General features: G+C 39.3%; 13 protein-coding genes. 7 read left to right on the forward strand and 6 right to left on the reverse strand.

From position 1 onward, the window contains the following. Positions 1–139: 139 nt before the first annotated feature. The 4 genes from G4420_RS00065 to G4420_RS00080 form a co-directional block, all read right to left on the reverse strand. Entirely contained in the window at positions 140–1,120 is a 981-nt protein-coding gene (locus G4420_RS00065; RefSeq protein WP_163321595.1) for a FecR family protein, read from the reverse strand. Between the two features lie 133 nt (positions 1,121–1,253). Continuing rightward, on the reverse strand, positions 1,254–1,844 hold the full coding sequence (locus G4420_RS00070; RefSeq protein WP_163321596.1) for an RNA polymerase sigma-70 factor: 591 nt from the start codon (positions 1,842–1,844) through the stop codon (positions 1,254–1,256). Positions 1,845–1,991: 147 nt separating this feature from the next. Next, positions 1,992–2,444, reverse strand: a complete 453-nt coding sequence (locus G4420_RS00075) for a hypothetical protein (RefSeq protein WP_163321597.1) — start codon at positions 2,442–2,444, stop codon at positions 1,992–1,994. Positions 2,445–2,690: 246 nt separating this feature from the next. Then, positions 2,691–3,152 (reverse strand): hypothetical protein, encoded by a 462-nt coding sequence (locus G4420_RS00080; protein ID WP_163321598.1) that lies wholly within the window; start codon positions 3,150–3,152, stop codon positions 2,691–2,693. Positions 3,153–3,509: 357 nt separating this feature from the next. Here G4420_RS00080 and G4420_RS00085 point away from each other — a divergent pair, with 357 nt between their 5' ends. The 4 genes from G4420_RS00085 to G4420_RS00100 all read left to right on the forward strand — a co-directional run bounded on the left by G4420_RS00085 (position 3,510) and on the right by G4420_RS00100 (position 6,780). After that, complete coding sequence (locus G4420_RS00085) at positions 3,510–3,839, forward strand: LapA family protein (RefSeq protein ID WP_163321599.1); 330 nt, start codon at positions 3,510–3,512, stop codon at positions 3,837–3,839. Positions 3,840–4,118: 279 nt separating this feature from the next. Further along, positions 4,119–4,334, forward strand: a complete 216-nt coding sequence (locus G4420_RS00090) for a CsbD family protein (protein WP_163321600.1) — start codon at positions 4,119–4,121, stop codon at positions 4,332–4,334. Positions 4,335–4,389: 55 nt separating this feature from the next. Beyond that, positions 4,390–6,405 (forward strand): copper-translocating P-type ATPase, encoded by a 2,016-nt coding sequence (locus G4420_RS00095; protein ID WP_163321601.1) that lies wholly within the window; start codon positions 4,390–4,392, stop codon positions 6,403–6,405. Positions 6,406–6,423: 18 nt separating this feature from the next. Further along, positions 6,424–6,780 carry a SpoIIAA family protein gene (locus tag G4420_RS00100; RefSeq protein WP_163321602.1) on the forward strand — a complete coding sequence of 119 codons (357 nt, stop codon included), beginning with the start codon at positions 6,424–6,426 and terminating at the stop codon, positions 6,778–6,780. Between the two features lie 389 nt (positions 6,781–7,169). On the opposite strand, the gene fumC is transcribed toward G4420_RS00100, so the two are convergent. Next, positions 7,170–8,585 (reverse strand): class II fumarate hydratase, encoded by a 1,416-nt coding sequence (gene fumC, locus G4420_RS00105; RefSeq protein WP_163321603.1) that lies wholly within the window; start codon positions 8,583–8,585, stop codon positions 7,170–7,172. Between the two features lie 69 nt (positions 8,586–8,654). Beyond that, positions 8,655–8,981 (reverse strand): 4a-hydroxytetrahydrobiopterin dehydratase, encoded by a 327-nt coding sequence (locus G4420_RS00110; protein ID WP_163321604.1) that lies wholly within the window; start codon positions 8,979–8,981, stop codon positions 8,655–8,657. A gap of 278 nt (positions 8,982–9,259) precedes the next feature. Here G4420_RS00110 and G4420_RS00115 point away from each other — a divergent pair, with 278 nt between their 5' ends. The 3 genes from G4420_RS00115 (at position 9,260) to G4420_RS00125 (ending at position 12,484) form a co-directional block, all read left to right on the forward strand. Next, positions 9,260–10,219 carry an aldo/keto reductase gene (locus G4420_RS00115; RefSeq protein WP_246241499.1) on the forward strand — a complete coding sequence of 320 codons (960 nt, stop codon included), beginning with the start codon at positions 9,260–9,262 and terminating at the stop codon, positions 10,217–10,219. Between the two features lie 385 nt (positions 10,220–10,604). Then, complete coding sequence (locus G4420_RS00120; protein WP_163321605.1) at positions 10,605–11,201, forward strand: hypothetical protein; 597 nt, start codon at positions 10,605–10,607, stop codon at positions 11,199–11,201. A 239-nt stretch (positions 11,202–11,440) separates the two neighbouring features. After that, positions 11,441–12,484, forward strand: a complete 1,044-nt coding sequence (locus G4420_RS00125; RefSeq protein WP_163321606.1) for an ATP-binding response regulator — start codon at positions 11,441–11,443, stop codon at positions 12,482–12,484. Positions 12,485–12,489 lie beyond the last annotated feature (5 nt).

Genomic DNA, 12,489 nt, shown 5'->3' on the forward strand with positions numbered 1-12,489 from the left:
CGATAATTGAGCCGATTGGCTTATTTATTGATTCTCAAAAGGAAACCTTAGGAGTGTTTCCTGACAGACGGGAAGTGCGGCCAGGCATTTCCCGTTTTTAGTTCATAAATTTGGTTTATTACATAGGCATTATTTTTAGCTATTTGTCGATATATATTTTTCCACTGTCAAAATAGTAATCAAAGGGTTTACCCGAAGCACTTTTAAATACCTCCATAAGGGTGTAAATATTGTCATCCACACTTAAAGTACCGGTAAAAATGCGTGATTTAAGCTCTTCGTCGCCAAATATGATTTCAACATTGTAAATACGGGCAATTTTGATTGCCAGCGAATCAAATCGTTCATCCTTAAAGCTATAAATGCCTTTTTGCCAGTAATCATGAAAACCATCCGGGATGATTGATTCGTACACCTTCCCGGAGGTTTTGTCATAAACTAAACTATGCATTGGTTTTACCATAAAAGATCTGTAACTCTCTTCGGTAACACCAGATTGAATATCAAATTGAATTTTTCCTGAAACCAGTTCTGCTTTTACCTCATCGTCATCGGGGTATGCCACCACAGCAAACCTGGTTCCCAAAACTTTTATGCGGTGTTCCCCCACGTTTACAATAAAGGGATGGTCTTTATCGTGTGTTACTTCAAAGAATCCTTCTCCTTCAAGCTCCACATTTCTGAAATCTCCTACAAAATTTTCAGGATAAACCAGTCTGGTACCATTACTTAACCAAACTTTCGTACCATCGGGTAACACAATTGACGTGCGGTTTCCTTTTGGCACAAAAATCTCGTTTATAGCAATTTCATTATTAAAATCGGCATACTGAACCAAATAACCTGCAGAAACGGCCAGGATAATAATAGCCGCGTATTTTGCGATATTCAGCAGAATTGAATTCCGGTGGCCTTTAACACCTCTTTTTACTGCATTAAATCCTTGATTTATGGTTTCGTCATCCATTTCGTTACCTGTTTGCAGTAAAGCCCAAAGTGTTTTATAACGAATATATTCCCGGCTGTTCTCCCCCGATTCGTTTATATAATTTAAAAGCTCGTCTGAATCTTTCAGCGCCTTTTTTTCTGTTATCTTATGTATTAGTTTTTCTGAATCCATTTTGCGATTGTTACTAGTTAAATGACTAAACTTGCTTTTACCCTATTAATAAAAACATCATTTTTTTACTGCCCGGGCAATAAAAATTATAAAACACTGACTAACTGCACACTTAGCAGAACCGTATTTTTCTCTATTTAATGCTAAAAAGCAGCCAGGCAACTAATGGGAGATAATCTTTAAGTGAGATTCTGAGGGTTTTAAGGGCTTTGGTAATCTGGGCTTCAACTGCCTTAACTGAGATATCTAAATCTTCAGCCACCTCTTTGTTTTTCTTTCCTTCCATACGGCTTAAAATAAAAACCTCGCGACAACGCTCCGGTAGTTCCAAAAGCGTTTTCTGAATTATAGTTTCTATTTCCTGAAAAGTTACGGTGGAAGTATCGAGATCCGATAAAGCTTCTGTATAAACTTGATTTTGTTTTTGAAGAACTGCCTCTGAACGGTATTTTTTCTTCACTTTTTCGTGACGCAAATACATCAGGCAATTGTTCTTTACGTTGGTGTACAGATAGCTTTGAAGTTGTGTTTCGTTTAAAAACTGTGGTTTTTTATCCCACATGGCAATAAATGCATCCTGAACAAGGTTCTTTGATTCCCCTTCAGGAACAAATTCTTTTGCAAAATAAACAAGGCGAGGATAATACAATTTAAAAACCACTTCAAAAGCAGCCTCTTGCTTATTATTCAAAAGTTGTAGTATCTCGTTAGTTAGCGACTTCATCTGTCCGTGAAAATTCAATTGCAATGATAATCAAAAAAATACAAAACTGTATTTTCTTATGTTGAAACAGACTTTTGAATACATTTAAAATTGCAGCTCACTTAAAAGCAAATCATCTGTACTTTGATGAGTTGCATTCTTATTTTGCTATAACCCCGGCAACAAATACAACACCCCAATACTAATAATGGTTAGTGTTGATATTCCCACCGGGAACCACACCGGGGCAATCCACGGACGTGGAATTAGGAATAAAACATCGATAGTAGTGAGCTTTGGCGGCCATTTTATCAGCACATACAACGATACGTAATAAAACAAATCCCAGAAAGCAAATGTCCAAAGGAAAACCATTGCCCGGTCAAGCCATGAATTACCAACCAGTAATGCCAGTGTTACCAACATAATAATGGTTGCGGCCTCGCGCGTCATTTCAATCTTTATCGTTCGCTTTGGAACCTTCTCCAGTAATTCTTTATTTCCCGCTTCCGAATCAGCATCCAACAGTCCGATGGCTTTTCGGAGATAAACCACCACCACTCCCTCGAAATGTGCCATGGCGATACCAAAAACAGCAAGCAATACATATTGTGTAAGCATAACAAGTCGGTTTTTATCGGTTCTTTTATTTGATTTAAGTTACGCATATCTGCCGAAAAACACAATGCAGGCTTGTACCTCCCCTTCTTTTACTATTTCATATCCTATTTAAGTTATTTCACTTCGCGGACAATCTTTCCTATAAAAATGCGTAATTTTTATCCTAAAAATGAATGAAAAGGAAGCCAATCCTGAAAACAAAAAGCCCCGGCAACTTTAAAGTTGCCGGGGCTTTTTTCATGTTTACTACTTATTATCTTCAAAGAAGGCCGCAACACTTTCCTTAAAATTTTCGGTGTCGTACTGTACTTCTTCTTTAAATTCGTCCCAGGTTTCTTCTCCCTGGTCCTTCATTTCATCAACCCTAACGGTTAACGAGTCGCTTTTAATCTTTAGCTCCTCGATTAAATCTTTCGTCTCTGTATTTACCTGCTTGGTACCTTTTCTTAACTCATCTTCATAATCGTAAAGCTTTTCGTTAAAATCGGCAATAGCAGAGTCAATTTCCATTTTTAACTCCTTTTTATCCTTTTCCAGAATAGCATTAACATCCTGTTTTACTTCCTGCAGGTCTTCAGCCAATTCTTCTTTGTTCTCGTTTTGTTTGTTCGAAGAATTACACGAAAGAACAGCGGTAGAAAGTAATAGGATAAAAATCCAGTTCATCCGTTTTTTAAATGCTTTCATTGTGATGTTTTTCATTTTCATGTTACTTGTTTTTAATTCAACAGTAGAATTCGGTGAAAATACTATGCCATGCGCACAGTTGGCTGTTTATCCTTCAAACACGCCTTTTTAAGTGAAGTTTTTCCACACTATTCTCTAAAATTCTACAACCGGAAACCTGCACAGCAATAGTATCTGCTCGCAGTCCATCTATCAAAAGCGCGTACCTGCTGCATTTTCCGGTGAATAAACATTATTAAGAATGCCGGGCACGTATGTTGCCTTATGAACGGTGTAACAGGCTGATTGAAACACTGAGCACTAAACGAAATAATGTTTTCACCCGGACAAATCCCCGCCTACATTGATTTTGAGAATTAGGAATAAAAATAAATAGCCATGCAAAAAACATTTATAGGAATACTACTCGTTATACTGGCTGTTGTTTTGTTTGCATTAAACAATTCGGCAGTAGTTTCTATTAATTTCTGGGAATGGAGCATCGAGTCCAATTTGTCGTTGGTAATAATTGTAGCCGTTACGTTTGGCGCCATGACCAGCTTTATTTTATCGCTGCCCTATCGTGCAAAAAAGAATCACGAAATTAAAAACAGAGACAAATCGATTAAACAGCTAGAGAATCAGGTTCGTCAATTGGAAAACAAAATCGAATTTGCGGTAAACGATAAAAGCAAGGAACATAAAGTACCAAATGAGATGGTAGACTAAGGGCTTGTTCACACTGCATTTTGGAGACAATTGAACACCGCATTAATTTGTCGGTTTTCTGCACAATTGGCAACACTGTGAATTGTGCTTTTTTTCCGCAAAATGTGACATCTTTCCACACTGATCAGCTAACTGATTATTGCACTACAAGTTGCGCAAAGCCACTTAAGTTCTGGCAAATTAGCAAAACGGCACCAACTTCGTAATAATACCTGCAAAAAGTGTTTCGTGGCACGTTTCTGGCCAAACTAAAGCTGTAACGATTTAAAACAATTAGTTATGAGAACAAACAATCCAATAAAAAACAACTGGTCGTTTATCAAACTTGGGCTAAAAGAAAAATATCCACAGTTATCAAAAAATGACCTTACGTATGTTGACGGCTATGAGAATGAATTTCTGCATAATCTGGAGCTAAAATTGGGAATGAACAGAGAGCAGTTAACAACAATTCTTTACAGCCTTATTCCCAGCGAAAGCACCGAGAATTTATAAAATTCATACCGAAAATATAGCTCCCAAATAACTGTTCATCAAAAAACACATAGCTATGAACTCACACCACGAAAAACATAAGCACTCGAATCATGACCACCATGAAGGGGGGCAGCACAATCATACCGAACATCATAAACACATGATCGCTGATTTTCGCAAACGGTTCTGGATTTCGCTGGTACTAACAATTCCAATACTTGTTTTATCGCCGCTTATTCAGCAAATAATTGGTTACGAAATTCAGTTCAGTTTCGATAAATACATCCTGTTTACTTTATCAGCAATCATTTTCTTTTATGGCGGATGGCCTTTTCTTACCGGCTTAGCCGACGAATTGAAGAAAAAACAACCGGGAATGATGACCTTAATTGCGGTAGCCATTACCGTAGCTTTTGGTTACAGTACGGCCACAACTTTTGGATTAAAAGGCGTTTCCTTTTTCTGGGAGCTGGCCACATTGATCGATATTATGCTGGTGGGCCACTGGATAGAAATGAAATCGGTGGTAAATGCTTCAGAAGCGCTGCAAAGTTTGATTGATTTAATGCCCGGCGAGGCACACTTAATTGAAGGTGACGATACCCGCGATGTAAAAATTGATGAACTAAAAGCAGGCGACACCGTGCTGGTTCGCCCCGGAGAGAAAATTCCGGTGGACGGAAAAATTATTGAAGGGAAAAGTAATATAAACGAATCGATGGTAACCGGAGAATCACAACCGGTGAGCAAATCGAAAGATGATGAAGTAATTGGCGGAACGGTGAATGGAACCAATTCGCTAAAAATTACCGTTGAACAGGTGGGTGAAGAAGCTTATCTGAATAAAGTAATTCAGATGGTTCGCGAGGCACAAAGTAAAAAATCGAAGACACAACATCTTGCCGATAAAATTGCATTTTGGCTCACCATTATTGCTTTAACGATTGGTTTTGGAACACTCACAACGTGGCTGGTGCTGGGCAAATCGTTTGTTTTTGCGCTCGAGCGTATGGCAAGTGTGATGGTAATTACCTGCCCGCACGCACTTGGACTTGCAGTGCCGCTGGTGGTAGCTATCTCTACATCGGTATCGGCTAAACAGGGGCTGCTCATTCGTAACCGGACTGCTTTCGAAAATGCACGAAAAGTTTCGGTTGTTGTATTTGACAAAACCGGAACGCTAACCAAAGGAAACTTTGGGGTAACACGTTTTAAAAGCTTGTCCGACTCTTATTCCGACGAACAAATTCTGGCAATGTCAGGAGCTTTGGAATCCGAATCGGAGCACCCGTTGGCCGAGGGAATTCTGCGTAAAGTGAAAGATGAAGGTATTGAAATTCCGAAAGTTTCGGATGTTGACACCATTACAGGAAAAGGAATTGAAGGGAATGTAGATGGCACACAAGTTAAAGTTGTTAGTCCCGGATACCTGGAAGAGAGCAACATTGACATTCCGGAAGAAGTAGACACCGACAGCCAGGAAACTATTGTTTTTGTTGTGGCAAACGACAAGCTGGCCGGAGTTATCGCTCTTGCCGATGAGATTCGGAAAGAATCTTTTGAAGCGGTAAAAATGCTAAAAAAACAAGGAATTAAAATCTATATGATGACCGGCGACAACGAAAACGTTGCAAAAGCAGTTAGCAACAAGCTGCAACTCGACGGGTACTTTGCCGAATTGTTGCCCGATCAGAAACTGGATAAACTTAAGATGATCCAGGATAGAGGCGACTTTGTGGCCATGACCGGCGACGGAATAAACGATGCTCCGGCACTTGCAGCTGCCGACGTTGGAATTGCCATAGGATCGGGTACCGATGTGGCCGCAGAAACAGCTGATATTGTTTTGGTGAACAGTAATCCGAAAGATATTTCGGCTCTGCTGCATTTCGGAGAGAAAACCCACCGGAAAATGATACAGAATTTTATTTGGGCTACCGCTTATAATGTAGCTGCTATTCCGCTGGCTGCCGGAGTACTGATCGGTTATGGAATAATGATCAGCCCGGCGTTGGGAGCAGTGCTAATGAGTTTAAGTACCATTATTGTTGCCATAAATGCGCAACTATTAAAAAAAGGAATCAAGTAACATTTAAAAGTAAAAGCTATGTTTAAAATAATTGATATTACAAAAGAAGAGTTGATTGCTCTTGAAGTTGAAGGAAAACTGACAGAGGAAGACTACAACAAAATTACTCCGTTGATTGAAAAGGCGGTTAAAGATTTTGGAAAGGTAAAATTGTATGTCCAGCTAAATTATGTGGACGGGATTTCACCAAAAGCCTTTTGGGAAGACGTAAAAACCTACCTGAAACATTTTAACGACATGAAAAAGATTGCTGTTGTTGGAAAGTCGCGTTGGGAAAAATTGTGGTCGGAACTAGCTGCTCCATTTATTTCCGGCGAAGTAAAATATTTTGAGTTTACCGATATTGACAAAGCCCGGGAGTGGGTTAAGGATTAATTATAACCTGAATTCGAATTTAAAATAGCTCACAGCTTTAGCTATTTTTAGACAGAAACTTTCAACGGTTTTCGAAGTACTATCGGGATAATACAAGAAAATTGTTGGAAGTTTATGGCAAAAAGAGCAAAGCCATGAATGGAAAGTCCTTCTCACGCCATCTTTCCATTTAGAATTCTTTAAAATAACCCGTTATTTCTGCATAATTCTAAATGGAAATCTGACGCAATTATGACTTTCTGTGATAATATTTTAAAATCGAACTCAGGTTTATACATCAATACTAATTGTTGTTTAACCGGTTGCGGCATTCAGTTGCCCAACCGGTTTTTTCATGTAAGCACTTATAATTTAGGCTAATATTTTTTTTTCGTATGCGCAGCTTTAAACTACATGTTCTTATTTACTGTTACATTCGGACGGGTCATTTCTGCGGGTTTTACCCATTCATCAAACTGTTTTTCGTCTACCAGTTCTAATTCTGTGGCAGCTGCTTTTAAACTGCATTTGTTTGCATGCGCATATTTGGCAATTTGTGCGGCTTTGTCGTAGCCAATATGCGGCGTAAGCGAAGTCACCAACATCAACGAATTATTTACATGCGCATCAATTTTTTCAGTATCGGGTGTTATTCCTTGCAAACAATTTTTATTGAACGATACACATGCATCTGACAGCAATGTAGCCGACTGTAAAAAATTGGCAATCAACACAGGTTTAAAAACATTTAGTTGAAAATGCCAGTAGGAATTTGCCACCGAAATGGTTGTATCGTTACCCATTACCTGGGTACAAACCATTGAAAGTGCCTCGATTTGAGTTGGATTCACTTTTCCCGGCATAATCGACGAACCGGCTTCGTTGGCAGGAATATTCAATTCGCTGATTCCGGCTCGCGGCCCCGAAACCATTACCCGCAAATCATTTACAATTTTCAGTAAACTAACGGCCAGTTGCTTTATTGCACTGTGTGATTGCACAAAAGCATCGTGCCCGGCAATCAATGCAAACTTATTTTTGGCTTTTGTAAACGGCAGTCCTGTTTCGTGGCTTATTTCATTTACAATTTCGTCGTCGAAACCTGTCGGAGAATTTAATCCTGTTCCCACAGCAGTGCCTCCCAATGGCAACTCCTGCAAATCGGGCAAGGTATTTTTTAATGCATTAATTCCTTTTTCAATTTGGGTAAAATAGGCCGAAAATTCCTGGCCTAAAGTAATCGGAACGGCATCCATAAAATGCGTTCGGCCAATTTTGACGATTGCCGAAAATTCATCCGATTTTTTGTTAAAAGTATCATGCAGTTCTTTCAGTGCCGGCAACAAAGAAACTGTTAGCGTTTTGTATGCTGCAATGTGCATGGCTGCCGAAAATGTATCGTTTGATGACTGCGATTTATTCACATCGTCGATAGGGTGAAGCTCGATATTTTCCCACTGAAAATCGTTTTCTACAATTTGTTTTACCCGGTTGACGATCACCTCGTTGCAATTCATATTAGTGTGCGTGCCCGAACCGGTTTGCCAAATTACCAACGGAAAATGTTGCCCTAACTTTCCGGCTAAAATTTCGTCGCAAGCGGTTTCTATTAACTGCTTTTTGTTTGTAGAAAGTATTCCCAGTTTATGATTACTACGGGCTGCTGCTTTTTTTATAATCGCAAAAGACTCAATTATTTCCTTTGGCATTGAAGCCTCCGGGCCAATCCTGAAATTCTCCAGCGACCGCTGTGTATGCGCTCCCCAAAGTTTTTTCTCAGGTACATTTATTTCTCCCAGTGTGTCTTTTTCAACGCGATAATTCATAACTCCTCCTTTACTTCTGTTCTATTGTTTTCAGTTCTTTCGTCTTCTAAGTGTTGCTAAAGTTCGGCTCTAAATAGCATCAATTTTGGCAGCCAGAATAAAGTCGTTTGGAGATAAGCCACCAATGTTGTGCGTGCTGATTTCAACCTCAACCGAACCATAATGCACACCCAAATCGGGGTGGTGATCTTCTTCATCGGCCAGCACAGCAATTTTTTGGGCAAATGCAATGGCTTCGTTAAAATCCTTGACAGAAAAACTTTTCCAAATCTTTTTGTTATCCACTACTTTCCAATCTTCATCTATTTTCGCCTTATAATGCTTAATCTCTTCAGCATTTAGCGGTGTTGTTTCTTTTTTGCACGGTGTACAGTGCTTTTCTTTTAATTCACTCATAATCTGTATATTTTATTTGCAGGAAAATGCCTGTATAAATCATTTATGAAAATAATGTACCACAACGTAATTCATTGACTACAAGCCCGAACGTTAACATTATACGGGTGCAATTTCCACAAGTTGTGAAATGAAACCACAACTTTTAAATCCCGGCAAAGCTGTTTTCTCCTTGTTCCAAATCCCCCCTATAAAAACGAACAATAGCGTTTACGTTTTGTTTCTAATTCAGTAACTTAAACCCGATTTCTATTACCAATTAAATCTGAACTTTGATCATGAAAGAAAAATTCAACAAAGAGAATCCTCAAAAAGAAATGAAGCGCCGCGAGTTTATCCGCGCAAGTGCCACTTTTGCTGTCGGTGCCGGAATTCTGGGGCTGAGCAGTTCCAAAGCGTTTGGAGTCGGCAATGACTCAGTGGCTCAAAGCACAATCGGGAACGTAAGCTTAAACAACGGGGTTCAAATGCCAATTTTAGGATTTGGAACTTTGTATCTGAATGGAGAAACGGGTGCACAATGTGTTGCCGATGCCATTTCGCTGGGCTACCGATTGATTGACACGGCCACCATTTATGGCAACGAAGAAGCTGTTGGAGCGGGCATCAAAAAAAGCGGAATCGATAGAAGAAAATTGTTTATTACCTCGAAGCTTTGGGTGGACGATTCGGGTTATGAAAAGGGCAAAGCTGCCTTCCAGACTTCGCTTGACAAACTGGGAATTGACTATCTTGATCTTTACCTCATTCACCGTCCGCGTGGCGATGTAAAAGGCTCGTGGAAAGCTATGGAAGAGTTGCACAAAGCTGGCAAGATAAAAGCCATTGGTATCAGTAATTTCGAAGATCATCAGATTGATGAACTGCTGGAGTACGCCACCATAAAACCCGCCGTTAACCAGATTGAAACACATGCATTCTTTCAGCAAAGTAAAGCACGAAAATCGCTTCTGAATTATGGTGTACAAATGGAAGCCTGGTCGCCGCTGGCTCAGGGCCGCAACGGACTGTTTACCAACGAAACGCTGGCTTCCATTGGTGAAAAATACAATAAAAACAATGCGCAGGTAAGTTTGAGGTGGCATTACCAACGCGGTATTGTTGCCATTCCGCGCTCATCGCAAAAGGCACACATGATGGAAAACCTTAATATTTTTGATTTCGAACTCAATGATTCGGATATGAAAACAATTGCCGCCCTGGATCTGGAAAAAACACAGTTTCCGGAGTGGGAATAGCTACCATACTACCACAACATTTATCGATAACGGGGCCGGTTTTATGGCTCCGTTCTTTTCCCAAAAGAAATTTTAGCCTCAAAATCTTTACAAGCACCTAATTTTGGCCTGTTCCCGCAACATATTCTGACTATTTATTTACCGTTTTGTTTATTGACAAACAAGCTCTCAAACCACTTAAGTTCAGAATAATTTCCATTTTACTGAATTCATTATGGTCAATTCGCACCCCATAAATCAGCAATATCCTTTCTAATTAACAACCCCAAACTCTTTAGTTTTACATAGCGATAGTGCTCCATTAAATCAAAACGGGCTTTTACTTTTAGTAAACATTTCAAACCCAATGTTTACCGTAAGTTGAGGATCGCAAAATAGTTCGCCTATGAAAACACTTCTATTAATCACGATTTTTAGTTTGGTTACATTGGTATCTCATGCCCAGTGGACTGATAAGCCTTCAAGCACTACAAAACATTGTTTATACTCATCAGGAGAATATTTGGTTGGCGATCAGCAAGCCGGGAAATTAGGCATGAGTTATACCTACAACAATAAGTATATAATAAGCGTTGGATACTCGGCTACATTTAAAACAACAGTTACGCCTTCTGATAACTTTCTGAAATCGGCTACAAACGTTACGCCTGCCACTTCGGTTGAACCTTTCGAGAATTCGGAGAATTTGCATATGATGATGGGCCGAATTTTTAACCTGAATGAAAAAAAGAATTTACGTGTTGTTCTTCAGGCCGGCCCAGGAATTGCCACATTTCGAGAACCGGAATTTGCACTGGTTAATGCAAACAGCCAGTATAACTTTGAAACAAAAACATCAAAAAAGCTTAGTCTGGTTTTAAATCCAAAGTTTGAAATGCCTTTACACTCTACAGTTGGATGTTCTGTAGGACCGCTGGTTGTTGTAAACAGTAATCAAACTTACATCGGTGCAGGAATTGGAATTATGTATGGACTTCTTTAAACAACTAATTAATCCACACCCGTTTTTAACTTTAACCCTCAATCAGTAAACGAATTATTCACGATTTCCCTCGCTCCTGAAAAGGATCTCAGTTATTTACTTAGATTTTGTTAAGTATTTATTACCCCTACCCTTCATTCTTTCCGACAGTTTTGGTATCTTTAGACCAATTGACGTTTGAACATTAAAACCCTATTTGATTATTTATTATGTTGGTACCAAACAATGAGATGGAATTTATGAAGAAAATTCTGGCTATTGATGATAATAACATCAATCTGGAACTTATTTCGCAGATTATAAAGGTATACTACCCCGATTTTAAATTCATTGGCGCGTTAAACGGCAAAGAGGGCATAACTATTGCACAAAACGAAAATCCCGATCTGATTTTGTTGGATATTATGATGCCTGACCTGGATGGATACGAAACCTGTAAGTTGTTAAAGAAGAACAACCGAACAAAACAAATACCAATTATCATGGTATCGGCGCTGGGGCGCGATAGTGTTGAACGCACCAAAGGATTGAATGCTGGGGCTGATTCTTTTATTTCAAAACCGTTCGACCAGATTGAATTAAAAGCACAGATTAATGTGGCGCTACGGATAAAATCGTACCAGTTGCAGCTTAAAAAGTTAAACTCTGAAGTTACATTGGTTGAGGAGCGGGAAAGAAGGCGAATTGCTGAAAATCTGCACGACAGTTTGGGACAAACGCTGGGGCTGGCATTTATGAACCTGTCGTCGATTGACGTTGATAAATGTTCTCCCGCCATAAAAAACACCATTAAATTCACTTCAAAATTGCTCAATAAAGCCATAGAGGAATCGCGGCGGTTAACCTACGATTTAAGTCCACCAATACTATATGAATTAGGCTTGTTGCCAGCCATTCAATGGAAACTTGAACAGTTTGAGAAAGACTTTAACATTAAAACAAATCTTATTGTTGAAAACAAGAGTACGCAACTGAGTAAAGAGAATAATATTTTTCTGTATCGCACAGTTGGAGAGCTGCTAACAAATACATCGAAACATGCCGAAGCGACAGAGGTTACTGTAAAACAGGCAACAAACAACGGCATGTACTATATTTCGGTTGAAGACAACGGGATTGGTATAGACAAATCACCCTCGAAATCGGTATCAAACAAAGGTGGTTTTGGGCTATTAAGTATTGAAGAGCGAATTGAAAGTTTGAATGGAACCTTTAATATTATAACCCTTGAAAAAGGGACGAAAGCCGAAATTGAAATACCGTATTCTCTTGAACAAAATTAATCTAA

Source organism: Draconibacterium mangrovi, assembly GCF_010586825.1.
Classification (GTDB): domain Bacteria; phylum Bacteroidota; class Bacteroidia; order Bacteroidales; family Prolixibacteraceae; genus Draconibacterium; species Draconibacterium mangrovi.